Annotated in this window: 22 protein-coding genes; 14 read left to right on the top strand and 8 right to left on the bottom strand. The window is 69.9% G+C overall.

Annotated features, from left to right (window positions below):
- Positions 1–48 precede the first annotated feature (48 nt).
- Positions 49–1,851: a hypothetical protein gene (locus ACFYWJ_RS29515; RefSeq protein ID WP_355278635.1), complete on the top strand. Its 1,803-nt coding sequence runs from the start codon at positions 49–51 to the stop codon at positions 1,849–1,851.
- A gap of 3 nt (positions 1,852–1,854) precedes the next feature.
- On the opposite strand, the gene ACFYWJ_RS29510 is transcribed toward ACFYWJ_RS29515, so the two are convergent.
- Positions 1,855–3,822, bottom strand: coding sequence for a glycoside hydrolase family 15 protein (locus ACFYWJ_RS29510; RefSeq protein WP_355278638.1), 1,968 nt, complete (start codon positions 3,820–3,822; stop codon positions 1,855–1,857).
- A gap of 107 nt (positions 3,823–3,929) precedes the next feature.
- On the opposite strand from ACFYWJ_RS29510, the gene ACFYWJ_RS29505 reads away from it, so the two are divergent.
- Positions 3,930–4,187 (top strand): hypothetical protein, encoded by a 258-nt coding sequence (locus ACFYWJ_RS29505; protein ID WP_355278641.1) that lies wholly within the window; start codon positions 3,930–3,932, stop codon positions 4,185–4,187.
- Positions 4,188–4,268: 81 nt separating this feature from the next.
- Here the strand turns inward: ACFYWJ_RS29505 and ACFYWJ_RS29500 are convergent, their stop codons facing one another.
- On the bottom strand, positions 4,269–5,318 hold the full coding sequence (locus ACFYWJ_RS29500; RefSeq protein WP_355278644.1) for a M48 family metallopeptidase: 1,050 nt from the start codon (positions 5,316–5,318) through the stop codon (positions 4,269–4,271).
- Between the two features lie 74 nt (positions 5,319–5,392).
- Between ACFYWJ_RS29500 and ACFYWJ_RS29495 the strand changes: the two genes are divergently transcribed.
- The 8 genes from ACFYWJ_RS29495 to ACFYWJ_RS29460 all read left to right on the top strand — a co-directional run bounded on the left by ACFYWJ_RS29495 (position 5,393) and on the right by ACFYWJ_RS29460 (position 13,986).
- Positions 5,393–5,482, top strand: a complete 90-nt coding sequence (locus ACFYWJ_RS29495) for an Ms4533A family Cys-rich leader peptide (protein WP_019045829.1) — start codon at positions 5,393–5,395, stop codon at positions 5,480–5,482.
- Between the two features lie 211 nt (positions 5,483–5,693).
- Entirely contained in the window at positions 5,694–6,746 is a 1,053-nt protein-coding gene (locus ACFYWJ_RS29490) for a sulfate ABC transporter substrate-binding protein (protein WP_355278647.1), read from the top strand.
- Positions 6,747–6,838: 92 nt separating this feature from the next.
- Entirely contained in the window at positions 6,839–7,690 is an 852-nt protein-coding gene (gene cysT / locus ACFYWJ_RS29485) for a sulfate ABC transporter permease subunit CysT (protein ID WP_355279253.1), read from the top strand.
- Positions 7,687–8,493, top strand: coding sequence for a sulfate ABC transporter permease subunit CysW (gene cysW, locus ACFYWJ_RS29480; protein WP_355278650.1), 807 nt, complete (start codon positions 7,687–7,689; stop codon positions 8,491–8,493). Before cysT ends, cysW begins: the two co-directional genes overlap by 4 nt.
- Entirely contained in the window at positions 8,490–9,485 is a 996-nt protein-coding gene (locus tag ACFYWJ_RS29475) for a TOBE-like domain-containing protein (protein ID WP_355278652.1), read from the top strand. The genes cysW and ACFYWJ_RS29475 overlap by 4 nt, the downstream gene beginning before the upstream one ends.
- 172 nt (positions 9,486–9,657) lie before the next feature.
- Positions 9,658–11,055: an FAD-binding oxidoreductase gene (locus ACFYWJ_RS29470; protein WP_355278655.1), complete on the top strand. Its 1,398-nt coding sequence runs from the start codon at positions 9,658–9,660 to the stop codon at positions 11,053–11,055.
- Positions 11,056–11,373: 318 nt separating this feature from the next.
- On the top strand, positions 11,374–12,387 hold the full coding sequence (locus tag ACFYWJ_RS29465) for a diiron oxygenase (protein ID WP_378827522.1): 1,014 nt from the start codon (positions 11,374–11,376) through the stop codon (positions 12,385–12,387).
- Positions 12,388–12,399: 12 nt separating this feature from the next.
- The gene (locus ACFYWJ_RS29460) at positions 12,400–13,986 is read left to right on the top strand and encodes an FAD-dependent oxidoreductase (protein WP_355278658.1); all 1,587 of its coding nucleotides are present in this window, start codon (positions 12,400–12,402) and stop codon (positions 13,984–13,986) included.
- A gap of 56 nt (positions 13,987–14,042) precedes the next feature.
- Here ACFYWJ_RS29460 and ACFYWJ_RS29455 read toward each other — a convergent pair whose 3' ends face one another.
- A complete protein-coding gene (locus ACFYWJ_RS29455; protein WP_355278661.1) occupies positions 14,043–14,804 on the bottom strand; it encodes an SDR family oxidoreductase in 762 nt (253 codons plus the stop codon).
- Positions 14,805–15,330: 526 nt separating this feature from the next.
- On the opposite strand from ACFYWJ_RS29455, the gene ACFYWJ_RS29450 reads away from it, so the two are divergent.
- Positions 15,331–17,607 (top strand): Hsp70 family protein, encoded by a 2,277-nt coding sequence (locus ACFYWJ_RS29450; protein WP_355278663.1) that lies wholly within the window; start codon positions 15,331–15,333, stop codon positions 17,605–17,607.
- A gap of 389 nt (positions 17,608–17,996) precedes the next feature.
- Positions 17,997–18,797 carry an HAD hydrolase family protein gene (locus tag ACFYWJ_RS29445; protein WP_355278666.1) on the top strand — a complete coding sequence of 267 codons (801 nt, stop codon included), beginning with the start codon at positions 17,997–17,999 and terminating at the stop codon, positions 18,795–18,797.
- 4 nt (positions 18,798–18,801) lie between these two features.
- Here the strand turns inward: ACFYWJ_RS29445 and ACFYWJ_RS29440 are convergent, their stop codons facing one another.
- Positions 18,802–19,224, bottom strand: coding sequence for a VOC family protein (locus ACFYWJ_RS29440; RefSeq protein WP_355278668.1), 423 nt, complete (start codon positions 19,222–19,224; stop codon positions 18,802–18,804).
- Between the two features lie 91 nt (positions 19,225–19,315).
- On the opposite strand from ACFYWJ_RS29440, the gene ACFYWJ_RS29435 reads away from it, so the two are divergent.
- Entirely contained in the window at positions 19,316–20,254 is a 939-nt protein-coding gene (locus ACFYWJ_RS29435; RefSeq protein WP_355278671.1) for a YafY family protein, read from the top strand.
- Positions 20,255–20,297: 43 nt separating this feature from the next.
- Here the strand turns inward: ACFYWJ_RS29435 and ACFYWJ_RS29430 are convergent, their stop codons facing one another.
- Together ACFYWJ_RS29430 and ACFYWJ_RS29425 are read right to left on the bottom strand one after the other, a co-directional pair.
- Complete coding sequence (locus tag ACFYWJ_RS29430; RefSeq protein WP_355278674.1) at positions 20,298–20,987, bottom strand: SGNH/GDSL hydrolase family protein; 690 nt, start codon at positions 20,985–20,987, stop codon at positions 20,298–20,300.
- 10 nt (positions 20,988–20,997) lie between these two features.
- On the bottom strand, positions 20,998–22,416 hold the full coding sequence (locus ACFYWJ_RS29425; protein WP_355278677.1) for an MFS transporter: 1,419 nt from the start codon (positions 22,414–22,416) through the stop codon (positions 20,998–21,000).
- Positions 22,417–22,518: 102 nt separating this feature from the next.
- Here ACFYWJ_RS29425 and ACFYWJ_RS29420 point away from each other — a divergent pair, with 102 nt between their 5' ends.
- Complete coding sequence (locus ACFYWJ_RS29420; protein ID WP_355278680.1) at positions 22,519–23,127, top strand: TetR/AcrR family transcriptional regulator; 609 nt, start codon at positions 22,519–22,521, stop codon at positions 23,125–23,127.
- A 64-nt stretch (positions 23,128–23,191) separates the two neighbouring features.
- Here ACFYWJ_RS29420 and ACFYWJ_RS29415 read toward each other — a convergent pair whose 3' ends face one another.
- Together ACFYWJ_RS29415 and ACFYWJ_RS29410 are read right to left on the bottom strand one after the other, a co-directional pair.
- The gene (locus tag ACFYWJ_RS29415; RefSeq protein WP_355278683.1) at positions 23,192–24,130 is read right to left on the bottom strand and encodes a hypothetical protein; all 939 of its coding nucleotides are present in this window, start codon (positions 24,128–24,130) and stop codon (positions 23,192–23,194) included.
- A gap of 111 nt (positions 24,131–24,241) precedes the next feature.
- A complete protein-coding gene (locus ACFYWJ_RS29410; protein ID WP_355278686.1) occupies positions 24,242–24,892 on the bottom strand; it encodes a hypothetical protein in 651 nt (216 codons plus the stop codon).
- Positions 24,893–24,957 lie beyond the last annotated feature (65 nt).

Below are 24,957 nucleotides of genomic sequence, written 5' to 3'. Positions count from 1 at the left end.
TGCTCCCAGCGTCTCGGACGGACTCATGCAACGAGAGTGAGGAACAGGTTGTCAGCCGCTGCCGGACTGCAGGCCGCGACGGTGAAGCATCCGGATGTGATGGCTCCGGTCGTTTCCCTGGTCGACGAACTGCGGGAACTGGTCCGCACGGGCGGTCGTGACGACCTCGACGCCAGACTCGGCATGGTGCGCGCCAGACTCAGCGATCCCCGGGTGCGCCTGGTCGTGGTCGGTGAACCACAGGCGGGCATGAGCACGCTGGTCAACAGCATGGTCGGCACGCCGGTCAGTGCCACCGACGGCAAGCCGAGCGTTCCGGTGATCGTCGAGTACGGGCCCAACCCCGCCGCGACACTGGTGAAGTCGGCACAGCGCGGTCGCGTCGAGCGCGTGTCGGTCGACCCGCTCAACCCCGGACCCGCGCTGACCGCCCTCGGCGTGCTGCGCGCCGAATTCGCCGAGCCGAGCCCGCTGCTGGCCGACGGCCTGGTGGTGATGGACGCGCCCGGCCCCGCCGCCCACGACAGCGCGGCCTGGTCGATGATCGCCGCCGCCGACGTGGTCCTCTACGCCGCCGACGCCGCTGCCGAGCTGACCGAGGCGCAGCTGGACTACCTGCGCCGGGTCGAGCAGGTGTGCCCGTCGGTGGTCTGCGTGCTCACCAAGATCGACCGCAACCCGCACTGGTCGCTGACCCAGCGCCGCAACCGCGCGCTGCTCGACGGGGCCGGCCTGAACTTCGCGGTCGCGCCCGTCTCGGCGGTGATGCACCGGCAGGCGCAGGAGAACGGCGACCAGCAGCGCGACATCGAGTCGGGTGTGCCGCAACTCATCGATCACCTGCGCGATTACGTTGTCGCCCAGGCCGATTCGGTCGCGGTCGCGGCGGCCGTGCGCGATATCGCGCTGGTCACCGATCAACTCGTCCTGACCCTGCGCGCCGAGGCCGACGCGCTGCGCGACCCGCGCAGCCGGGCCGAGATCACCCAGCGGCTGGCGGCCGCCCGGACCGCGGCCGATCAGCTGCGTCAGCGCACCGCGACCTGGCAGGTCACCCTCGTCGACGGCAGCTCCGAGCTGAGCGCCGATATCGAACACGATCTGCGGCATCGACTACGCACCCTCGTGCGCGAGGCCGAGGCGGAGATCTCGCGCACCGATCCGGCCCGCAAGTGGACCGAGTTCGCGACCGAGCTGGACGCGCGGATCTGCGAGGCCGTCGAGGAGAACTTCGTGATGGCGCACTACCGCGCCGTCGAGCTCGCCGAGCAGGTCGCCGCGAAGTTCCCGCCGGACAACCGCACCCCGCCGCTGCCCGAACTGCGCCTGACCAATCCGGGCGACGTGCTCGAGCCGGTGCAGTCGCTGGAGACGCTGGAGAGCGCGAAATCCAGTGTCGGACAGCAGGCGCTGTCGGCCCTGCGCGGCTCCTACGGTGGCATCCTGATGGTCGGTCTGGCCACCAGCCTGCTCGGGATGTCGCTGGTCAACTGGTATTCCGCGGGCGCGGGCGTGCTGCTCGGCGTGAACGCGCTGTGGGACGACCGCCGCAATCGCAAGCAGCGCAGGCAGGCCGAGGCCAAGGTCGCCGTCGCCCGGCTCGCCGACGACGTGATCTTCCAGGTGGGCAAGGAATCCCGCAACCGCCTGCGCACGCTGCAGCGGGTGCTGCGCGACCACTACACCGAGATCGCCGCCGAGGTGGGCCGCACCGCCGACGAGGCGCTGCGCGCGGCCGAGGAGACCGGGCTGCGCTACGGCGACCATCGCGAGCTGCGGATCACCGAGATCGACGCGGGCCTGCGCACCGTGGCCGGCCTGCGCGAACGCGCCGACCGGCTCGCGTACTGACGGCTAGGGCCGGTGCGACGGCGTGTGCGCCGGCTGGAACTGGCCCGCGTTGCGCGAATCCTCGGCCCGGATGACGTGGGTGACCGCGTTGATCAGCGCCAGGTGGGTGAACGCCTGCGGGAAGTTGCCCAGGTGCCGCCCGGTGCGTGAGTCGATCTCCTCGGCGTAGAGGCGCAGCGGAGAGGCCAGCCCGAGCAGCCGCTCGCACAGGTGGGTGGCCCGTTCCAGCTCACCGATCTCCACCAGCGCCGAGACCAGCCAGAACGAGCAGATGGTGAAGGTGCCCTCCTCACCGTCGAGACCGTCGTCGGTGGTGTCGGTGCGGTAGCGCAGCACCAGGCCGTTGACGGTGAGCCGGGTCGCGATCGACAGCACGGTCGCGCGCACGCGATGGTCGTCGGGCGGCAGGAAGCGGGTCAGCACCACCAGCAGCAGCGAGGCGTCGAGGGTGTCGCCGCCGTAGGTCTGGGTGAACACGCCCTCGTGGTTCACGCCGTGCTCGAGCACGTCCGCCTTGATCTGCTCGGCGATGTCGAACCACTCCGCCGCGCGGGCGTGCTGGCCGTGCAGCTGGGCCAGCCGGGCGCCGCGGTCGAGCGCCACCCAGCACATCACCTTCGAGGAGGTGAAGTGCTGCGGTTCGCCGCGCACCTCCCAGATCCCGCGATCGGGTTTGCGCCAGTTGGCGATGGCCGCGTGCACGGTGCGTTCCAGCAGCGGCCACAGCGATTCCGGCACCTGTCCGCGCGATTTCACGTGCAGGTACACCGCGTCGAGCATGGTGCCCCAGATGTCGTGCTGGTCCTGGTCGTAGGCGGCGTTGCCGATGCGGACCGGTCTGGCGCCGTCGTAGCCGGACAGATCGGGCAGCTCGTACTCGGTGATGCGGCGCTCGCCGCCGATGCCGTAGAGCACCTGCAGCGGGAGCGCGTCGCCGTTGTCGCCGGTGGTGACGTCGTTGAGGAAGGCGAAGAAGTCGTTGGCCTCCCGGTCCAGGCCCAGGGTGTACAGGCCCCACAGGGCGAAGCTGGCGTCGCGCACCCAGGTGTAGCGGTAGTCCCAGTTGCGTTGTCCACCAGGGGTTTCCGGGAGTGAGGTGGTGGCGGCGGCGAGCAGGGCGCCGGTCGGCGCGTAGGTGAGGCCCTTCAGGGTGAGGGCGCTGCGCTGCAGATAGCCGCGCCACGGATGGTCGGGGAAATCACCCAGGGTGATCCAGCGCCGCCAGCATTCGGCGGTCGCCCACATCTTCTGCGCGGCCTCGGCGAAGGTGGCGGGCGCGGGCAGCTCCGACCAGGTGAGCGCGACGAACACCTCGTCGCCCTCGGACATCCGGGTGCGGGCGCGGGCCTCCCTGCCCTCGAGCCCGAGGCGCAGATCGGTGGTGAGCACCAGTGCGGGCCCGGCATCGGGATCGAGGAAGGGCCGGGCCGTCGCCTGTTCGTAGACCTTGCCGGTGTACTCCCACTTCGCGCCGCCCTGGTGGTAGTCGAACGAGGGCTGGCAGCTCATCTCCAGTTCGACCGTGCCGCTCACGCACTTGACCGTGCGCAGCAGGATGTGTTCGGCATCCCAGTCCATCGGGGTGCGGCGATGGGTCTTGGACCGCTGGATGTTGTTGTGCCACGGCCCGAGCACCAGCGCGTCGCGCACGATCAGCCAGCCGGTCTCGGTCTGCCAGGTGGTCTCCAGGATCATCCCGCCCGGCAGGTAGCGCCGTTCCGCAGGCACGTTCTTGCCGTACGGGCCGATCCGGAAGTGCCCGGCGCTGCGGTCGAGCATGGCGCCGAAGACACTGGGGGAGTCGGGACGCGGCACGCACAACCACTCGACCGACCCGCTGTTGGCGATCAGGCAGCTGGTCTCGCAATCGGACAGGAACGCGTAGTCGTCGATCGGCGGGAAGGCACCGCGGCTGCCGCTGGAGGAGACCGGGCTCAGAATCGGCAGGCTGTCAGCACTGGGAGACTCCATACCCCATCATCAGGGCGCGGCACCGCGCTCGTCCACCGCTCGGTGCTGACGTGCCGCTCACAGCGACGGAATTCGCCCGTTCACGGTGACCGTCTAGGCTGGTCGGCGTGCAAAACATCGCGGGTTGGTGGGACGGTTTCGAACTCTGGGTAGCCGGGCTGCCCTTCATCCCCCAGTTCCTGGTCGTGCTGGTCGGCATGGTGCCGATCAGCTTCGCCATCGCCTTCGTGCTCGACCGCGCCCTGCGCGCGATCTTCCGCCTGCTCGGCCGTGGCGACCGCACCGAGCCGCCGGTCGCCGCGACGGCGGTGCCGGTCACCGCTGCCGCGCCGGCGCGCCCGACCGTCGGCAGCGGTGCCCGCTGATGCCTCGTTCTCGCGTTCAGCTCGCGCTGGTTGCCCTGCTCGTGCTCGTCGTCATCGCGTGGTTCTTCACCCGCTGACGCGTCAGTTCCGGCGCCAGTCGTCGAAGCGCTTGCCCAGATCGGACACGGTCCGGCCGACCTCCTGACCGACGGTGCTCACCGCTGCCCCGACATCGCGGCCCAGGTCGCGCACCGTGCGCACCAGCAGGTCGTCGGACTGGTCGAAGGACTCCCGGTAGCTGCGGGCCGCCTCCTTCACCTCGTCGCTGATCTTGGCGTTGCGGTCGTGCGCGCGCCGCGGGTAGGTGCCGCCGAGCACCCGGTCGTAGTCGCCGGACTGGATCCAGCGGCGCAGCTCGGCCGCGCGCAGCACCGAGAACGGGTGCGAGCGCAACTCCAGGTTCAGCAGCTTGAGCACGCCGTCGCGCAGGTCGCCCGAGCGCAGGTAGTCGTCGGCCTGGTCGAGGAACGCGCCGTGGTTCATCTCCGTCAGCCAGGTGCCGCCCGCGGTCTTCATGTGCACCCGCACCGACGCCTCCACGTCCTGGCAGCACAGCAGCCCGGCGCGGTCGCCGGACAGCTCCGACTTGCGGCTCCACTCCATCAGCGCGGCCACGATCGCCCGCAGGGCCCATCCGCCGCCCGGCATCCAGCCGATCGAGGCGGACAGCCGCAGCAGGTGCATGAGCATCGTGCGGTACACCGCGTGCCCGGACAGCGCGTGCCCGAGCTCGTGCCCGATGACGAAGCGCAGCTCCTCGGTGTCCATCAGGTCGAGCAGGCCGGTGGTCAGCACGATGAACGGCCGGTCCATCCCGATGGTGAAGGCGTTCACCGTCGGGTCCTGCAGGACGTACATCTCCGGCGTCGACTCGGCGTCGAGCACACCGACGCAATCCGCCCGCAACTGGTGCAGGGTGCGGAACTGACGGTCGTCGACCCGGACGGCCGTCGCCAGGTACAGCAGCCGGTGCTGGCGCTCGCGCAGCAGGCTCGACAGCGCCTTCAGCACGGTGTCGAACCCGCTCAGGGCACGGAGCGCGACCAGGGCGGTCCGGTCGGCCGGATGCTCCCACGTGCGGGTACTGATCTCCGGGAAACGCACACGCACGCGGTCTGGAGCCATAGTCATAGGATCAAATCCCCCCTCGAAGTAGAACTCTCGTCGATTCGAATCATCATGTCGCAATCTGCTACAGTCTGCCTGTGTCGTCGAGTGTCGCCCCGCAGATCCGCCATGAGTTGGCGTTGATCGCTGTCGGCAACCTCGCGGTCGCGGACATCCTCTGTCGATGATCGGCCACCGGACTCGTCTGCGCGTTTCTGCCCAGTAGACTGGCGCGCGCTTTCCTTTCGCAGTCGTAGTCCGTAACTCCGGGGGCCAGCGGGCCCGAGTCGCGCCAACTGTCGTGTCGTCCGCACACGACAGGTCTACCGATCGACAAAGCGTTCCCTGCCGCAGCGAAAGCCGTTGCGCCGCAGGTCCTTTCCCGAAAGGTTCACCCCGATGTCTCGCAACACCTGGATCGGCTCGCGCCGCCGCGCCGCCGCCATCGCTCTCACTGCTGTCGCCGCGGTCGCGCTGACCGCCTGCGGCGGCGGCGCCAGCGACTCGACCGACGGCGGCGCCACCGTGGCCGACGGCAGCGGGGGCAGTCTCAACCTGTACGCCTACGCCGTCCCGAAGCCGGGCTTCGACAAGGTCGTGCCCGAGTTCAACAAGACCGAGGCGGGCAAGGGCGTCCAGATCCAGGCCTCCTACGGCGCCTCCGGCGACCAGTCGCGCAAGGTCAAGGACGGCGCCGAGGCCGACGTCGTCAACTTCTCGGTCGAGCCCGACATCACCCGCCTCGTGGACGCGGGCCTGGTGGAGTCGAACTGGAACGCCGACGCGAGCAAGGGCATCCCCTTCGGCTCGGTTGTGACCCTGGTCGTCCGCAAGGGCAACCCCAAGGGCATCAAGGACTGGGACGACCTGATCAAGCCCGGTGTCGAGGTCGTCACCCCGAACCCGTTCAGCTCGGGCTCGGCCAAGTGGAACCTGCTCGCCCCGTACGCCGCCAAGAGCGACGGCGGCAAGAACCAGCAGGCCGGCCTGGACTACCTGGCCCAGCTGATCTCGCCCGAGCACGTCAAGGTGCAGCCGAAGTCGGGCCGCGAGGCCACCGAGACCTTCCTGCAGGGCACCGGTGACGTGCTGCTGAGCTACGAGAACGAGGCCATCTTCTCCGAGCGCAACGGCGACCCGATCGAGCACATCAACCCGCCGACCACCTTCAAGATCGAGAACCCGGTCGCGGTGCTGAAGAACTCCAAGAACCTGCCCAAGGCCACCGCGTTCCGCGACTTCCTGTTCACCCCGGAGGGCCAGAAGGCGTGGGCGCAGGCCGGCTTCCGTCCGGTCGACCCGAAGGTCGCGGCCGAGTTCGCCAAGGACTTCCCGACCCCGGCCAAGCTGTGGACCATCGATGACCTGGGTGGCTGGAAGGCCGTCGACAAGGAACTGTTCGCGCAGGGCACCGGCAAGGTCGCGGTCATCTACGACAAGGCCACCAAGTAGGCCGTGATCCAGCACACACGCGATACTGGACAACTGTGACTGACAGCAGTGGGCACGCCGGGACCGGGGAAACCTCCGATCCCGGCGTTGCCGTGAAACTGGAGAAATCAGCGCCGGCGCCGCGCAAGCCCCGCTGGTCGTGGCTGCGTGTGACCGGTTCGGTGGGCCCGGTCGGCATCGGCATCGCCGTGCTCTGGCTCAGCGTCATCGTGCTGCTGCCGCTGGCGGCGCTCACCGTCAGCTCGTTCGAGGACGGGTGGTCCGGCTTCTGGGACGCGGTCACCGCGCCCGCGGCCCTGGACTCGCTGCGCATCACCGTCTTGGTCTCGGTGGTCGTCGCCGTGCTCAACGTCGTGATGGGCACCCTGATCGCCTGGGTGCTGGTGCGCGACGAGTTCCCCGGCAAGGGGATCGTCAACGCGCTCATCGATCTGCCGTTCGCGCTGCCGACGATCGTCGCCTCGATCGTGCTGCTCTCGCTCTACGGCCCGAACAGCCCGATCGACATCCACCTCAACGCCACCCAGCCCGGTCTGGTGGTGGCGCTGGCGTTCGTCACCCTGCCGTTCGTGGTGCGCTCGGTGCAGCCGGTGCTGATCGAGGTCGACAAGGAAGTGGAACAGGCCGCGCTCTCGCTGGGCGCGAGCAACTGGATCACCTTCCGCCGCATCGTGCTGCCGACGCTGGCGCCCGCGATCATCTCCGGCGGCGGCCTCGCCTTCGCCAGGGCGATCGGCGAGTACGGCTCGGTCGTGCTGATCGGCGGCAACATCCCGCGTGAGACGCAGATGACCTCGCAGTACATCCAGCAGCAGATCGAGGTTGACCGGCCGGTCAACGCCGCCGCGGTGTCGGTGGCGCTGCTGGCCATCTCCTTCGCCAGCCTGCTCGTCCTGCGGCTGCTCGCCGAGCGCACCGCACGCAAGGAAGAGGCGGCCCGATGAAGCTGTCGCTGTTCACCCGGCTCTCGCTGCGCACGGTCGCCCTCGGCTACCTGTTCGTGCTGCTGGTGCTGCCGCTGGTGATCATCCTGTGGCGCACCTTCGAGCGTGGGATCGGCGCGTTCCTGGACTCGATCACCACGCCGGCGGCGATCTCGGCGTTCCAGCTGTCGATGATCATCGTGGCCATCGTCGTACCGCTCAACGTCGTGTTCGGTGTGATCACGGCGCTGGCGCTGGTGCGGAGCAAGTTCCCCGGGCGCAGCCTGGTGCAGGGCATCGTCGACCTGCCGTTCGCGGTGTCGCCGGTGGTCGTCGGTGTGTCGCTGATCCTGCTGTGGGGTGCGGGCGGCTGGTTCGGCGGCCTCGAGTCGCTCGGTTTCAAGGTGATCTTCAGCCTGCCCGGCATGGTGATCGCGACCATCTTCGTCACGCTGCCGTTCGTGGTGCGCGAGGTGGAGCCGGTGCTGCACGAGATCGGCGACGATCAGGAGCAGGCCGCGGCCACCCTCGGCGCCTCGCGCTGGCAGACCTTCTGGCGGATCACCCTGCCCGCGATCCGCTGGGGCCTGACCTACGGCGTCGTCCTCACCGTCGCCCGCGCGCTCGGCGAATTCGGCGCGGTGATCATGGTCTCCACCGCGCTGCCCGGCAAGTCGCAGACGCTGACCCTGCTGGTGCACGGCCGCTATATCAACGACCACAACACCTTCGGCGCCTACAGCGCGGCCACGCTGCTGATGGCGATGGCGCTGGTTGTTCTCCTCCTGATGACTCTCCTCGAACGCAAGCGGGGCACCGAATGATCACCGTGACCAACGCGCGCAAGAACTACGGTTCCTTCGCCGCTCTCGACGATGTCAGCATCGACATCACCTCCGGCGAGCTGACCGCGCTGCTCGGCCCGTCCGGGTCGGGCAAGTCGACGCTGCTGCGCTCGATCGCCGGTCTGGAATCGCTGGACTCGGGCATCGTCCGGATCGCGGGCAACGACGTCACCCACGTGGCGCCGCAGAAGCGCGACATCGGCTTCGTGTTCCAGCACTACGCCGCGTTCAAGCACATGACGGTGCGCGACAACGTCGCCTTCGGCCTCACCATCCGCAAGCGGCCGAAGAAGGAGATCGACAAGCGCGTCGACGAGCTGCTCGGCATCGTCGGGCTGGACGGCTTCCAGCACCGCTACCCGGCCCAGCTCTCCGGCGGCCAGCGCCAGCGCATGGCGCTGGCCCGCGCGCTGGCGGTCGACCCGCAGGTGCTGCTGCTCGACGAGCCGTTCGGCGCGCTCGACGCCAAGGTCCGCACCGATCTGCGGCAGTGGCTGCGCCGGCTGCACGAGGAGGTCCACGTGACCACCGTGCTCGTCACCCACGACCAGGAGGAGGCGCTCGACGTCGCCGACCGGATCGCGGTGATGAACAAGGGCCGGATCGAGCAGGTCGGGTCCCCGGAGGACGTCTACGACCGGCCGGCCAACGAGTTCGTGATGTCGTTCCTCGGCGCGGTGGCCCGGCTCAACGGTCACCTGGTCCGGCCGCACGACATCCGGATCGGGCGCGATCCGAGCATGGCGCTGGCCGAGCACGAGGGCACCGCGGAGTCCGCCGGCGTCACCAGGGCGACGGTCGAGCGGATCGTGCGGCTCGGTTTCGAGGTGCGGCTCGAGCTGCGCAACGCGGCCACCGGTGATCAGTTCGCCGCGCAGATCACCCGCGGTGACGCGGTCGCGCTGCATCTGAGCGAGGGCGAGACGGTCTACGCCCGCGCCACCCGGATCCCGGATCTGCCGCAGAGCTGAGACCGGCGACCCCTGTTGCCCGCGGCCACCCGGTGAGACGATGGGATCCGGTGCGGTCGCACCGAACCGGGCGGGGCCCGCGCCAGGGGTGTGCGCGGGTCGCGTCGACCGTGGTCGGGGACCTGGGGGTCGGCACTGCTGGGCGGAGGCGCCCGGACCGGAGGTGGACGTCATGTCGACCGGGGTGTTCAGCGTAGATCTGTTACGGCGCTCGATTCGAGCGCAGGTCATCGGGCCCACCGACGCGGGCTACGACGAGGCGCGGGCGGTGTGGAACGGTTCCATCGATCGCCGTCCGCTCGCGGTGGTGCGGCCCGCCGACGCCGCCGAGGTGGCCGAGGCGGTCGCCGCGATCCGGGCGGGCGGCGCCGATCTCACGGTGCGGGGCGGCGGCCACAACTATGCCGGGCATGCCGTCGCCGACGGTGCGGTGATGCTCGATCTGAGCAAGCTCGACAGCGTGCTGGTCGACCCGGTGCGGATGCGCGCCCGCTGTGGCGGCGGGGCGACCTGGGCCGAGGTGGACGGTATGGCCAGTCGGCAGGGACTGGCGGTGACGGGTGGTTTCATCAGCGACACCGGCATCGGCGGGCTCACCCTCGGCGGCGGCTTCGGCTGGCTGACCCCGCTGTTCGGGATGTCGTGCGACAACCTGGTCGCCGCGGAGGTGGTGACCGCCGACGGGCACGTCGTCGCGGCCTCGCTGCAGGAGAATCCGGACCTGTTCTGGGCGCTGCGCGGGGGCGGCGGCAATTTCGGGATCGTCACGAGTTTCGAGTTCACGCTGCACGAGTTCGGGCCGATGGTGCAGGTCGCGCTGCTGTGGTGGCCGCCGTCGGAGGCGGTGGCCGCGCTGGTCGAGGGGCAGGCCGTGCTGATGGATCTGCCCGCCCGGCACTTCGGCGCGATCAACGCGATCAGCTGCCCGCCCGCGCCGTTCGTCCCCGAACGCTGGCAGGGGGAGGGCGGGTTCGTGGTCTGCGTCGCGGGTGACGGCTCCGCGGGCGATCTGGCCGACGCGGTCGCCCCGCTGCGCGCGTTGACGCCGACGCCGGCGTGGGAACTGGTCGCCGAGATGCCCTACCCGGCACTGCAGCAACTGTTCGACGATTCCGCACCATGGGGCACCTGCGCCTACGAGAAGTCGCTCTACCTGGACCGGATCGATGCCGCGGTGGCCGAGGTGATGGTCGAGCAGTATCAGCGCAAGAGCTCACCGCTGTCGGCGGTGCCGGTGATGCCCATGTGCGGCCGGTTCTGCGACGTGCCCGACGGCAACACCGCGTTCGGCGGTACCCGCGACCCCGGCGTGCTGGTGAACATCTCCGGGGGCTGCCCCGACCCGGCCGTCTTCGCCGCCGAGCGGGAATGGGTGCTGGAGTTCTGGGGCGAGTTGCGCCCGTTCGCCCGCGGTGACGGCGGCTACGTGAACTTCCTGACCGACCCGGGCCAGGAGCAGGTCGCGACCAGCTACGGCGCCAAATACCACCGACTGCGCTCGGTCAAGACCGCGTGGGATCCGGCCAACGTGTTCCGGCACAACGCCAACATCACCCCCGTGGTGCCCTGAGCCGGGCGACGTTGTCGAGCGGTTCGCTGGCGCGCACGGCGTGGTCGTCGCGTGTCGTGCGCGCGCAGGGTAACCGGTACCGGCGGTCCGTCCGGCGAATCGCCGAATCCGGGTGCACGAATTTTCCCGGTCGCGCCGCGGCCGCCGGCGAACTGTGCATGACGCAGTGTCACAGGTAGAACCATTTTTACTGGTGAGTAGCTTTTCGTGGCGGCATTCCGACGCGCCGAACACGCGAAATCGAGAGGTGCGGGGAGTTGACGTGACTCCTCGTAGGTGTAACTATTGGAAACAGTAAACGTCCCTTGAGGAGAGGCAGTGACGACGATGTCTGCGCCCACCACCCCTGACGTCGATCCCGTAGTCGCGGAGGCTCAGGCGTACGCCGAGAAGTTGCTGATGCTGTCGGAGGCGTCGGTCGACCGGCACTTCGACCCGTTCGAGGACATCGACTGGGACAACCCGGAGTTCGACCCGAACCACAAGCCCGAGCGCTGGGTTCTGGTCACCTCGGCCGACCCGATCGGCCGTCACCCCTGGTACCAGGCGCTGCCGCTGGATCAGAAGATCGAGATCGGCAAGGTCCGCCAGGCCAATGTCGCCAAGGTCGGCCTGCAGTTCGAGGCCATCCTGATCATCGGCATGATGCAGCACATCTTCAACCTGAAGAACAACGACCCGGAGTTCCGGTACTGCTCGCACGAGATGATCGAAGAGCACAACCACACTCTGATGTTCCAGGAGATGGTGAACCGCGTCGCCGACGTGCCGGGCATGAACCCGCTCGTGCGTCAGCTGCGCCACCTGGCCGCTCCGGTCGGCGCGCTGATGCCGAACCTGTTCTTCATGGCCGTGCTGGCCGGCGAAGAGCCGATCGACCACATCCAGAAGGACATCCTGCGCTCGGGTGACGACATCCACCCGATCATGCGCGGCGTGATGGCGATCCACGTGGCCGAGGAAGCTCGCCACATCTCCTTCGCCCACGAGTTCCTGAAGAAGAACGTGCCCGCGCAGCGGCCGTTCAACAAGTTCGTGCTGTCGATCGCGATGCCCACGATCATGTTCATCCTCGGCCGGGCCATCGCGACCCCGCCGAAGACCTTCTTCAAGCAGTTCGACATGCCCGCCGACGTCCGCAAGGAGCTGTTCTACGGCGCCAAGGAGTCCAAGCAGGTCTTCGCCGACTACTTCATCGACGTGCGTGCGCTCGCCGACGAGGTCGGTCTGATGAACCCGATCGCCAAGAAGGTGTGGAAGCTGTTCGGAATCGACGGCCCGTCCAGCCGTTACCGCTCGGAGCCCAAGCGCTCCGCCAAGCACGCGGCCTGAGACGATAGCAATATGCCATACGTCGTTACCCAGTCATGCTGTAGTGACGCCTCCTGCGTCTACGCATGCCCGGTGAACTGCATTCATCCGACCCCGGATGAGCCGGACTTCCTCTCCGCGGAGATGCTCTACGTCGATCCGGCGGCATGCGTGGACTGTGGCGCCTGCGCCACCGCGTGCCCCGTCGACGCCATCACCTCCTCGAAGAAGCTGACCGAAGAGCAGAAGCCCTTCATCGAGATCAACGCCGACTTCTACCGCGTGCAGCGGGACCGGCCGACGTTGGCTCGCCCGGTGATGCCGCCCACGATCGACACCCAGCGTTCGCCGCTGCGCGTCGCCATCGTGGGGTCGGGCCCGTCGGCGATGTACGCCGCCGACGAGCTGCTGACCCAGCCCGGCGTCGCGGTCACGATGTTCGACCGGCTGCCGCAGGCCTACGGTCTGGCCCGGCTCGGCGTCGCGCCCGATCACAAGCGCACCAGGCAGGTCGCCGAGCTGTTCGACGTGATGTCGAAGCAGGAGGACTTCGGTACCTACCTCGACGTCGAGATCGGCACCCATGTCAGCCATGCCGAGCTGCTCGAGCACTTCCACGGCGTGATCTACGCGGTGGGCGCGTCCTCGGACCGCAAGCTGGGCATTCCGGGTGAGGGCCTGCCGGGCAACGTGTCGGCCACCGACTTCGTCGCCTGGTACAACGGTCACCCCGACCACGCCGAGGACCGGTTCGACCTGAACCAGAAGCGCGTCGTGATCGTCGGCAACGGCAACGTCGCCCTCGACGTGGCCCGCATCCTGACCGTCGACCCGGCCACCCTGGCCGACACCGACATCGCGCCCTACGCGCTGAAGGCGTTGCGCGAGAGCAAGATCGAAGAGGTCGTGATCCTGGGCCGGCGTGGCCCGGCGGAGTCGGCCTTCACGGTCCCCGAGTTCGTCGGCCTGCTGGCCGCCGACATCGACATCGCGATCGATGGCGAGCTGCCCGAGGTCACCCCCGAGCTGCCGTACAAGGTCGAGCAGAAGCTGCGGCTGCTGCACAGCGTCGCGCAGCGTCCGTTCGGTGAGCGCAAGCGCATCGTGTTCCGCTACCTGTCCTCGCCGGTGGAGATCCTCGGCACCGACACGGTGACCGGAGTGCGGGTCGAGCGCAACGAGCTGGTCACCGACGCCGAGGGCCGCACCAGTGCGGTGGCGACCGGGGACACGGATCTGCTGGAAGCGGGTGTCGTGCTCACCTCGGTCGGCTACCGAGGGGTGCCGACCAAGGACCTGCCGTTCGACGATGCCCGTGGCGTCATCCCGAACGACCAGGGCCGGGTGCTGAGCGCGCCCGGTGGCGAGGTTGTCACCGGGACGTATGTGACCGGCTGGATCAAGCGCGGTCCGACCGGCTTCATCGGCACCAACAAGTCCTGCGCGCAGGAGACGGTGCAGCAGCTGGCCGCCGACTTCAACGCGGGCAAGCTGCGCGCGCCCGCGCGCGACGCGCGGGAGTTCGACCGGCTGGTGCGCGCCCGCCGACCCCAGGCGCGCGCCGGTGGCGCGGCGGTTCCCCACGGGGGCCCGATCAAGCGCCTGCTGGCCCGCGGCTGACGCGACCGGCGCAGACACGAAGGCCCGCCCCGGAGTCCGGGGCGGCCTTCCGCGTTTCACTGCGCGGTGAAACCGCCGTCCACCGCGACCGCGGCCCCGGTGACGAAGGACGCCTCCCCGCTGAGCAGGAAGGCGCACAGCGCCGCGATCTCCTCGGGCCTGGCGATCCGCCCGATCGGGTGCAGCGCCGCGATCGCCGCCTCGCCCTCGGGCGTCGCGCCCATCGAGGAGCGGAAGGCGGGAGTGTCGACCGCACCGGAGACCAGCGCGTTGACCCGCACGCCGGCCGCCGCGCTCTCCAGCGCCACCGACCTGGTCAGCCCGACGACGCCGTGCTTGGCCGCCACGTACGGCGCCACCGAGGCCATCCCGACCACGCCGAGATTGGAGGCGTTGTTCAGGATCGCGCCGCCGCCGGACGCGGTGATCGCGGGCACCTGGTGCCGCAGCCCGTGGAACACCCCGGTGAGGTTCAGGTCGAGTTCGGCGCGCCAGGCCGCGTCGCCGATCTCGGCGACGCCGCCGAACGCGGTGACCGCGCCCGCGTTGTTGAATGCCGCGTCGAGCCTGCCGTACTCGGTGAGCGCCGCCTGGGTGAGCCGCTCGACATCGGCGTCGACGGTAACGTCGGTGGCGACGAACCGCGCGCGCCCGCCCGTCGCCCTGATCCGTGCGGCGACCTCCTCGCCCTGATCCTTGCCCCGCGAGCCGAGTACGACCGCCGCGCCCTCGGCCGCGACCCGCAGTGCGACCGCCCTGCCGATGCCGGAACCGGCGCCGGTGATGAGGACGACCTGGTCGGCGAAACGAGTGGACATCTGTATTCCCTTCTCTCCCTGACATTTTCAGAGCGCAGCTCGCTGTCTCTGCGCACCTCGAGTCAACCGTGGTTCGGAGGTCGGTGCTGGCGGGTATCGGCCGCTGCGTTGACGCGTCATAGTGTTTGGCGGGTACTTCGGTATGCGGCACCTGAATTCGGCGAATTCGGTACTGCGGAAGGCAGCAAAAGAATTGATTACCGGTCGGTAAGTGGGTTAAAGAGGCCTGGAAACAGACCTCAGGAATGTATTCAACGGCCGCGCAACTCGATTACTCGCAGGTAGCTGTATCTCGGAGTCTGTCAGTAGCTTTGGCAACGTTCAGGGGACTGGACGGTCGTCCGTATACCTGCCAACCAGCGAGAATCCACAAACAAGGGCCAAAGGTCACGTGTTTCGTATCAATCAGGCAGCAATTCGGCTTTGGGCCGGTTAATCTGTGCGAGCTGTTTGGAAGACGACCGCGGCCACATGGTGCGCTCGCGTGCTGGACGTGGTCACGGTGCGTTGACGGGATAGCAAATACATGACCAGAGGTCTGGGCTTAAGCATCGGTACGGTCAATGCGATTTCGGCGATGGTGGCCGACGATCCGACCAAGCCGACGGTGCGCACACGGCGTACCGCACTCACCTTCGATGAAGCGGGCCGGTCCCGCATCGGAGCCATCAATGAATTCGCTTCGGCGATCACGGATTTCGCGGATCTGAGCCGCGATCCGGAGCCGATGGTGATCGGCGGCCGCTTCTACTCGGCGACCAACCTGATCGCCGCGGTCGTCACCGGCCTGATCGAGCTGGCGGAGCCGGCCGCCGGTGCCGTACTGACCTATCCGGCAGTGTATTCCGACAAACAGGTCGCGCTGCTCGGTCAGGCGCTGCACCTGGCGGGCGCCGGTCAGGTGCTGCTCGCGCCGGAACCGGTCGCCGCGGCCGAATGGCTGGAAGCCGACCAGGGGCCGCTCGCGCCGGGCTTCGTGCTCGTCTACGACCTGGGCGCCAACAGTCTCGACCTGACCGTGCTGCGCGTCGGCCCGGACTGGCCGCACCATCCGATGGTCGGAACTCCGGTGCGCTCCACCGATTTCGGCGGCAAGCCGCTGGGGGAGATGGTCGCCCGCTACGCGGGGACAGGCAAGGTGGGCCGCGCGACGCCGACCCTCACCTCGATGGTGAACACCGACGCGCTGCGGGCCGAGCACATCCGCGACACCTTCCCCTTGGTCAGCAAGAGTGTGGCCGCGGCGGGCCTGCGGTTGGCCGACCTCTCGCGCATCCTGATCGTCGGTGGCGCCTCGCGGCCGCCGGAGGTCGCGCGCACGCTGGCCGAACTCGGTGTCCCGCTGGTCACCGTCGCCGATCCCGGTCAGGTGGTCGCCGCGGGCGCCGCCGCGCTGGCGGCCCGGACCTTCGCGCCGGTGCAGCAGGGCGGGCCCTCGGCGCCGCACGTCGCCGTGTTCTCCAGCGCCGCTGTCGTTTCCGCGCTCGCCATGTCGGCGATGACGGTGTTCGGCAGCCCGTTCGATCCGGGCCTTACCCCGGTACTCGACCGGTTCCCGGCCCTGGGCGCCCCCGCCGACGCGCTGCTCTACGACATGAGCGCCGACCTCGTCGCCGCGCAGAGCACCGGACTGCTCGGTGCCGTCGACCCGCTGACCGGCCGGGTCCGCGTCGCGGGCGCCGCCATCGCGCAGAGCGCCTACGAGATGATCGTCGCCCCCGCCACGGCGGGCCGTGGCAAGCCCGCCGACGGTGCCGAGCGCGGCGGCACCGCGAACCAGGGCGCGCGCGACGATTGTCGCCCACCGGCTCTCGCCCTCTCGACCTACGGCGACCCGGCCCGCTTCATCAACCCACTGCCCTTCCACCTGGGCACGCCCACCCAACCCTCCGACCTGCCGACCGGCCCGGGTGCGCCCGGCCTCCCCTCCGGCGGACCCATCACGTCCCCAGGCTCGGGCATCCCCTCGGCCCCCGCCCCGGGCACACCGACCGCGCCCGGCGAGACCGCACCCGGCACCAGCCCCTCCGCCCCCGGCGGCGGGACGACCACACCGTCCACCGACACCGGAACCTCGGCACCGACCGGCGGAACCGGCACGGGCACAGCACCTTCGAGCGGCACGACCGGCGGAACCGAAACCCCCACCGGCACCGGTGGCGGAACCACGGACGGCGGCTCGACCTCCGGCGGCACGACCGGCGGTAGCGCCCCCAGCGGCGGAACGACCGGTGGTACAGACACTTCCGGCGGCGGCGCCGGTGGCGGGACGTCGAGCGGGGCCGACGGCGGTGCGTCCGGTGGTGGCGCGTCGGGCGGTGGTGCCTCCGGCGGCGGTGCCTCCGGTGGAAACGATTCGGGCGGTGGGGCCTCCGGCGGTGGTGCGTCCGGCGGTGGTGCTTCTGGCGGTGGTGCTTCTGGCGGTGGCGCTTCGGGCGGCGGTGCCTCCGGCGGCGGTGGCGCCTCCGGCGGTGGCGCTTCGGGTGGCGGTGCGTCCGGTGGTGGCGCTTCGGGCGGTGGTGCATCCAGCGGTGGCGCTTCGGGCGGAAGTGATTCAGGTGGTAGCGCTTCCGGTGGTGGCGCGTCGGGTGGCGGTGCGTCCAGCGGCGGGTCCGGCGCATCCTCCGGCGGATCCACCTCCAGCGGAGCCTCATCGGGCGGTGCCTCGAGCGGTGGCGCTTCCGGTGGCGGTGCGTCCGGCGGCGCCTCATCCGGCGGGTCCAAAAGCGGTGGCATGAGCGGCGGCGGAGCCACAGGCGGCGGTGGTGGTGGCGGTGGCGGTGGCGGTGGTTCGCGACGCTGATCGGCGCTGGCCTGTCCACCCTGCGTCGATCTGACGGAGCGGGGTGGCTGCCTCGCGCCCAGGCTGCTTGAAGTCCGTTCGTACCGAACAGCTTCGACGGGACGGCTGGGTCGTAGCGGCGATTGCGGCGTGATCGACTGTTCCCGCTCCCCATTCGATCCGGCAACTCGACGAGCAGTCGCCACCCCGCACCTCAGCCGATCTCGGTCCAGGTGCGGCAGGCGGAAGCTATGCGGGTGAGTGGACCCGCCATCGACAGGGCTGGAACGGCTACGCGCGGATCCGTGTCCGATCGGGCGGGTGGGATCGGTTGCGGGTGTGGGTGATCGTGGCTGGTAGGGGTGCCGGATTTTCGGGTGGGTGTCGGTGGGGACGGGCACAATGGGCAGATGGCATTACTCGGGGGAGCGCCGAAACTGATCGCGCTCGATGTGGACGGGACCCTGTTGGCAACGGGGTTCGAAGTGAGCGCGCGGGTCGTGGCGGCGGTGGGGGCCGCGGTGGCGGCGGGCGCGCACGTGGTGGTGACCACCGGGCGCACCCTGCTGACAACACGGCCGGTGCTGAAGGAATTGGGCCTCACAGAGGGACACGCGTTGTGCTCCAACGGCGCGGTGCACATCGATGTGGCGCGGGGTGAGCCGGTCGCGGTGCAGTCGTTCGACCCGGCGCCCGCCATCCACGCCCTGCGAGCGCTGTTCCCGGACATGATCTTCGCGGCCGAGCGGGTGGGGGAGGGCACCTGGGCGACGGGGCACGGGCCCGGCGAGTTCTCCATCGGCGAGTTCCTGCTCGTCGACCATCAGATGCTGGGCAGCTCGCCGACGCCGCGGCTCAACGGCTGGTGGCCAGGTGGCACCGTGGAGGAGATGCTGCAGCTGCTCGTCTCGCTGGAGGTGCCCGACGCCTCCTGGGTACACGGTGAATTCGGCCCGTGGGTCACGGTCTCGCGCCGCGGCGTCTCCAAAGGCTGGGCGCTGGAACGGCTCCGGCTCGCGCTCGGCATCGAGCCGGAGGCCACCCTGGCGATCGGGGACGGCTTCAACGATCGCGAGATGCTGCGCTGGGCCGCCCATTCCGTCGCGATGGCGGGCTCGCCGGACTCGATCCTCGCCCTGGCCGACGAAGTGACCGGCGACGTCACCGAGGACGGTGTCGCCACCGTCCTCGAGCGCTGGTTCGCCGCCTGACCGGTTAGGCCGACGCCGCCGCGTCCCGCTCGGCGGTCATCGCGACGAAGTGCGGGTTGCTCATGATCCCGAGGACATTGCCGAACGGGTCGAGCACCGCCGCGGTCGCGAATCCCGCGCCTTCACCGCGCTCGGTGATCGGCTCGTACTCGGTGGCACCGAGGGCGAGCAGCCGGGCGAAGGTCGCGGCGAGATCGTCGACATGCCAGAACACGACACCGCCACCACCGGGCGCGTTGCGGGCGCCCGCGGGAGCGTAGGTGCGGTTGATGATGCCGAGCTCGGCCTGCCTCGGCCCGACCCGGAACTCGTAGTAGCCGCCCGGCACCTCGTAATACGGTGCCAGGCCGAGGAACTCGGTGTACCAGTCCTTGGCGGCGGTGAGGTCGTCGGCGTAGTAGGTGGTGGTCGCCATTCCCTGCAGCATGTCTGCTCCCGATGTCGTCGTTGTGGTGAGAACGACTCTGCCAGTCAAAGTGCTCACCGAATGAGCACTTTGTTCGGCAGAATCAGGAACCATGCGAGCGGACAGATTGGTGGCCACCCTGCTGTTGATGCAGGCGCGCGGGCGGGTGACGGCCGCCGAGGTCGCCACCGAACTGGAGGTCTCGGTGGCGACCGCCCGCCGTGACCTGGAGGCATTGTCGGCGGCGGGCATCCCGGTGTATCCGCAGGCGGGCCGTGGTGGCGGCTGGTCGCTGATCGGTGGCGCGCGCACCGATCTGTCCGGGCTGACCGCGGGCGAGACCAGGGCGCTGTTCCTGCTCGCCGGGCCGGCCGCGCAGGCCGCGCCGGAGGTGAAGTCCGCCCTGCGCAAGCTGGTGCGGGCCCTGCCGCAGACCTTCCGGGCGGACGCGGCCGCGGCGGCCGACGCGGTCGTCGTCGACCCCGCCCGCTGGGGCCGACCGGACCCGGAACCGCCCGCGGCGCTGTCCCTGTTGCAGCAGGCGGTGGTCGATCGCCGCCAGGTCCGCATGGAGTACTCGCGGGCCGGGGAACGCACGGTCCGCGTCGTGCATCCGTGGGGACTGGTGGAGAAGGAGACGGTCTGGTACCTCGTCGCGGGGACCGAGCGTGGTCGCCGGACATTCCGGCTGGACCGGATCGGCGCGGTCACGGTCCTGGCCGAAAAAGCCGATCGCCCTGCGGATTTCGATCTCGGCGCCGAGTGGGCGCGGATCGTCACCCGGATGGAGGAACGGCGGGCCGCCGTCGCCGCGACGGTGCTGGTGTCGGCGGCGCTCGCACCGATCCTGGCCGATCAGCAGGGCCGCAACTGCACCCTGCTCGGACCCGCCGAGGACGGCCGGGTCGAGGCCAGGATCACCGCCGACACCGCGAAGATGGTCGCCCGGCAATTGGCGGGCTGGGGCGCCGATGTCGAGGTGCTCGGACCGCCGGATGTCCGTGCCGAACTCGTGGCCCTCGGCACCGAATTGGTCCGCGGCAACAGCTGACCGCGCTGTGGTGCCGACGGGCTACCGCCGGCACCACAGCGCACTAGCTGTCGAGGCGCGCGGCCAGTGCGCGGATCACCTCGGTCGCCACGACCGCGTGCCCGCTGGTCGTGAAGTGGATGAGGTCGGCACTCATCAGACCCGGCCGCGTCCGCACCGGGTGATCCCAGAACTCGGTGAGCACCGCGTCGTGGTCGGCCGCCACCGCGCGGATCACCTCGTTCATCTCGGCCATGCGCGGCCGCATGGGCCGCATCGGCGCCATCCGCTCGATCTCCCACACATCGGCCACCGTGAACACCGACAACCGCGCTCCCGTCGCGGCCAGTTCGGCGAACATCGCCGAGAGGTTGTCCCGCAGCCGGTTCGGGTCGCCGCCCGCTTCGAACAGATCGTTGCCGCCGCAGCTGATGTGCACGAGGTCCGGCGCGAAGTCCAGGATCTCGGGCAGCTGATACTGCCTGACCTGGGTGCTGGTCGCGCCGATCCGGCCGGTATTGCGGTACACCAGCGCGGGATTCACCGACGACAGGACGCCGGCGACCCGGTCGGCCCATCCGCCCGGCGCGTAGCCGGGGCTCGGGTCGCCGGTGCCCGCGGCGATCGAGTCGCCCAGCACCGCGAAGCGCTGCCACGGCGCGTCGCGCAGCAGCGCGCTCGCCTCGTCGGGGTGCAGCAGTAGTGGATCGTCGGCCTCGGTGTACTGCTCGGACAACGGTGTGGTGGACGACATCTCGGAGCTCCTAGCGGTCGGCACGGGCATGGGACGGGACGACGAGCAGCAGCGCGACCGCGAGACCGATCACCGCGCCGACGGCGAACACCGTGTGGAAGGCGCGCACCGCGTCGCCGGGAATCGCGGTGAAGACGGCGGCGAGCACCGCCACCCCGAGCGCGCCACCCACCTGCCGGGCGGTCACGTTCATGCCGATCCCGGCCGCGAACTGCTGCGGGGGAACCGAACTCGCGGCCGCGGTGCCGAGCACGGTGACCACGATGCCGATCCCGCCGCCGCCGAGCAGCCCGGCGGGCACCCACGCCGACCACAGCGCGGGGTCGGGGCCGAACGCGTCGGTGCTCATCCAGGCCAGCGAGGCGGCGTACATCAGCGCGCCGATCACCCCGGCCCAGCGCTGGCCCTGCGGCGAGGTGATCCGGCCGACGATCACCGAGGTCACCATCGACGCCGCCGCGCCGACGGTCAGCGCCGCGGCCGATTCGAGCACCGAGTAGCCCCAGAGCGCGTCCAGGAACATCGGTCCGGCGAGCAGCCAGGCGAACATGGTCGCGCCGAACAGCAGCGAGCCGGCGTTGGCGAGCGCGAATTGCCGGTTCCGCCACAGTGCCACGGCCACGGCCGGATCGGGGTGCCGCGCCGAGCGCACCAGCGCGAACGCCACCAGCACCGAGCCGCCGATCAGCGCGGCGAGCGTGCCGGGCGCGGTCCAGCCCCAGGTCTGTCCCTCGGTGATGGCGGCGACGACGGCGCCGAGGCCGATCGCGACGGCGAGGATGCCCAGCGGATCGGGCAGGGCGGCGTCGCGGCGGGTGTCGTCGGTGCTCGGCAGTCGCAGGCCGGGCACGATCAGCGCGAGCGCGATCGGCACGTTGACGAGGAAGACCGCGCGCCAGCCCAGGCTCTCGACGAGCGCGCCGCCGATGGCCGGGCCGACCACCGCGGCGAAGCCGCCCGCGGCCGTCCACACGGCGATGGCGGAGCCGATCTTCTCCCTGGGTGTGGCGGCCAGCACCAGCGCCAGCGCGGCGGGCACCATGAACGCCGCCGTCATGCCCTGCAACACGCGTCCGGCGATGAGCCAGCCCGCGCTCGGCGCGAGTCCGCACAGCAGCGAGGTGACGGCGAATCCGGCCAGTGCCAGGGCGAACATCCGGCGCCGCCCGAGCACGTCGGCCAGCCGGCCCGCCGGCGTCAGCAGGGCGGCGAAGGCGATCGCGTAGCCGCTGACGATCCAGGTCAGCGTGCTGGTCGCGGTGCCGGGGTAGGAGGTGGAAATGGTGGGGAACGCGATGTTGACCACGGACAGATCGAGGAAGGCGATGAACGCGGCACCCGCCGACACGGCCAGGGTGCGGCCCGCGGCGCCGGTGTCGGGTGGCGTGCTGGTCGGCGAATCTTCGGGCCGAGCGGAAACGTCGGTCATGGGAAGTTCCTTCACGGAGAGAAATAAGAACGTACGATCGTTCGTAGATAAAAGTACGACCGATCGTTCACTCATGCAAGAGGCGGTGGAACAATGGAGTTCATGACCCAGCTGACCGAGTCCGGCGACCAACGACTGGCCAAGGGCGCCCGCGCCAGGGCCACGATCGCGCGGCGCGCCGCCGAACTCGCCTCCATCGAAGGGCTGGACGGCATCAGCATCGGCATGCTCGCCACCGATCTGGGGATCAGCAAGAGCGGCATCGCCACGCTGTTCGGCACCAAGGAGGCGCTGCAGCTGGCCGCCGTGGCGACCGCCCGTGACGTGTTCATCGAACGGGTGATCGCGCCGAGCCTGGGGGAGCCCCGCGGCGCGGGCCGGATCAGGACGCTGATCGACCGCTGGTTCGCGCACATCGAGGATCCGCCCTTCCCCGGTGGCTGTTTTCGCGTCGCCACACTGACCGAGTACAGCAGCAAGGAGGGGCCGGTCCGCGATGCCGTGGTGGCCGACCACGACGAATGGCTGGCGCTGCTGGCCGTCGAGATCCGCAAGGCGCAGGAGCTCGGTGATTTCGCCGGCGCCGACCCCGAACAGCTGGTGTTCGAGCTCGACGCGGTGGTGAGCGCCGCCAATATCGCGCGCCAGATCGGGGATTCGGCGCGGGTCGACGCCGCGCGCGCCATCGCCACGCGTCTGCTCGCGTCCTGACCGACCCCGGAAACGCCGATGGCGTCGTTCCCCGATGCGGGGAACGACGCCATCGATCGGCGACTCAGTGGTGGTGTGCGTGTCCGGCGTGCTCGGCGTGCCGCGGCGCCGCGATGCCCGCGGTGAGCGTGAACGCGGCGGTGCGGACCACATCGCCGTGCCGGAAATCGAGGAACAGGCGGTAGGTGCCCGGGCCGGGAACGGCGGTGTGGAAGGTGATCTCGGGCCCGGCCGGGGTGACGCCGTCGCCGGGTTCGCCGTTCGGATGCACGTGCACGTAGGCGAGATCGCCCGCGCGCAGGATCACCAGGTGGCCGAAGGCGGCCAGGTAGGGCTGCAGATCCGTCACCGGCGCACCGTCTTTGCGGACGGTCAGCGTGAGCAGATCGCCCTCGGCGCGCAGTTCGCCGTCGACGGTGACCTCGTACCCGTCGACCGTCGCGGTGCGCCCGACCTCCGGAACCGGTTGCGGCGCATAGTGGCCCGCGATCGCGAGGTCGGCGCCGAGGGTGATCGTGCGGCCCAGCGCGCGCGGCGCGATATCGGTGAAGACGCGGTAGGCGCCCGCCTCGGGCAGGTCGAGACGGATCACCCAGGTGCCGTCGGCCTCGCGCACCGGATGGACGTGCCAGAACCCGGTCAGCTCCCGGCGCGCGACGATCAGATGCAGCTCGCGGTCGTGGATGGGGTCGAACTCGGTGACCGCCGCCCCGTCCGGGCCGAGGATCCGGAACCGGAAATCGATGGCGCCGGGCGCGGCGATGGTGGTGTCGAGGTCGAGGGTGTACCCGTCCTGGGTGACCAGCAGGCCGCCCGGCGCGCCCGCGGCGTGACCGGCGTGGGCGGCGCCGTGGTCGGCGGCCGCGTGCTTGCCGTGACCCTGGTGTGCCGCGTGCGCGGTGATATCGATTCCGTTGTCCGCGTGGTTGTTCTGATGCGCCGCGTGCGCGGTGTCAGCGTGTCCGGCGTGGGTGTGGTGTCCGGCGTGGGCGTTGGTGGTCATCGTGATCGCCTCTTTCTGTTCGCTGTGCGTTGTTACGAACATATACCCCAGGGGGGTATGCGGTGAAGAGGAGTGACCTGTGAACTGGGTCACGTGAGTTGGGGTCTCGGGTCAGTGCTGGGCGTTCCAGAAGCCGATGGCGATGGCGCCCCACCAGCAGATCTGGGAGATCGCGCCGGAGGCGGCGCCCCAGAGCAGCAATCGCGGCGGGAGCGGTGCGGTCGTCCGTTCGGCCAGTCGCTTGCTCAGTACCGTCGCCTGTAAGCCGTTGACGGTGAGAATCGCGGTCAGCACCATCTTGGTCTGGGTCAGCGGCGAACCGAGATTCGGCTCGAGCACGGTACCGCTGACGACGAGCGTCGTGAGACCGAGCCAGATCGGTCCGTGCATCCGGGAGACGCCTGACATCGCCTCGGCCAGAGTGCTGCGCCCGGTCAGCCACAGCGCGGTCAGGTAGTCGGCGATGAGTACCCCGCCGAATCCGAGGGTCAGCCCGGCCAGGTGGACGAACAGTCCGGCGGTGTGCAGCGCGGGGTCCGGGTGCACATGGGTGGCCACCCACAGGACGCCGCCGAGCAGTACCGTCGATCCGAGTGCCGCGGCGGCGATGAGCCACCAGGAATCGAGCAGGCCGATCGGCCGCTCGGGTTCCGGGGCGGGCCAGCGGCCGCCGCGAGGCGTCGGGGCCGGGGTATGGAGCGTGCCCCAGACCGCCGGCGCAACAGCCGCTTCAGGTCGAATGACCAGCAAGTTCTCCACCATCGAGGCCTCCACCCGGTGTTCCAGCAAAAGATTAGGAGAGGCTAAACTATTTCTTCGGGTCGGGT

The sequence above is a fragment of the Nocardia sp. NPDC003269 genome, assembly GCF_042888005.1.
Classification (GTDB): Bacteria; Actinomycetota; Actinomycetes; order Mycobacteriales; family Mycobacteriaceae; genus Nocardia.
This window is presented reverse-complemented; position numbering and strand designations above follow the sequence as displayed.

Excerpts from the sequence above, each read along its gene's own strand:
- ACFYWJ_RS29510 (WP_355278638.1), bottom strand. The coding sequence starts at position 3,822 with ATGGAGTCTCCCAGTGCTGACAGCCTGCCGATTCTGAGCCCGGTCTCC.
- ACFYWJ_RS29500 (WP_355278644.1), bottom strand. The coding sequence starts at position 5,318 with ATGACTATGGCTCCAGACCGCGTGCGTGTGCGTTTCCCGGAGATCAGT.
- ACFYWJ_RS29490 (WP_355278647.1), top strand. The coding sequence starts at position 5,694 with ATGTCTCGCAACACCTGGATCGGCTCGCGCCGCCGCGCCGCCGCCATC.
- cysW (WP_355278650.1), top strand. The coding sequence starts at position 7,687 with ATGAAGCTGTCGCTGTTCACCCGGCTCTCGCTGCGCACGGTCGCCCTC.
- ACFYWJ_RS29475 (WP_355278652.1), top strand. The coding sequence starts at position 8,490 with ATGATCACCGTGACCAACGCGCGCAAGAACTACGGTTCCTTCGCCGCT.
- ACFYWJ_RS29470 (WP_355278655.1), top strand. The coding sequence starts at position 9,658 with ATGTCGACCGGGGTGTTCAGCGTAGATCTGTTACGGCGCTCGATTCGA.
- ACFYWJ_RS29460 (WP_355278658.1), top strand. The coding sequence starts at position 12,400 with ATGCCATACGTCGTTACCCAGTCATGCTGTAGTGACGCCTCCTGCGTC.
- ACFYWJ_RS29455 (WP_355278661.1), bottom strand. The coding sequence starts at position 14,804 with ATGTCCACTCGTTTCGCCGACCAGGTCGTCCTCATCACCGGCGCCGGT.
- ACFYWJ_RS29450 (WP_355278663.1), top strand. The coding sequence starts at position 15,331 with ATGACCAGAGGTCTGGGCTTAAGCATCGGTACGGTCAATGCGATTTCG.
- ACFYWJ_RS29445 (WP_355278666.1), top strand. The coding sequence starts at position 17,997 with ATGGCATTACTCGGGGGAGCGCCGAAACTGATCGCGCTCGATGTGGAC.
- ACFYWJ_RS29440 (WP_355278668.1), bottom strand. The coding sequence starts at position 19,224 with ATGCTGCAGGGAATGGCGACCACCACCTACTACGCCGACGACCTCACC.
- ACFYWJ_RS29435 (WP_355278671.1), top strand. The coding sequence starts at position 19,316 with ATGCGAGCGGACAGATTGGTGGCCACCCTGCTGTTGATGCAGGCGCGC.
- ACFYWJ_RS29430 (WP_355278674.1), bottom strand. The coding sequence starts at position 20,987 with ATGTCGTCCACCACACCGTTGTCCGAGCAGTACACCGAGGCCGACGAT.
- ACFYWJ_RS29425 (WP_355278677.1), bottom strand. The coding sequence starts at position 22,416 with ATGACCGACGTTTCCGCTCGGCCCGAAGATTCGCCGACCAGCACGCCA.
- ACFYWJ_RS29420 (WP_355278680.1), top strand. The coding sequence starts at position 22,519 with ATGACCCAGCTGACCGAGTCCGGCGACCAACGACTGGCCAAGGGCGCC.
- ACFYWJ_RS29415 (WP_355278683.1), bottom strand. The coding sequence starts at position 24,130 with ATGACCACCAACGCCCACGCCGGACACCACACCCACGCCGGACACGCT.
- ACFYWJ_RS29410 (WP_355278686.1), bottom strand. The coding sequence starts at position 24,892 with ATGGTGGAGAACTTGCTGGTCATTCGACCTGAAGCGGCTGTTGCGCCG.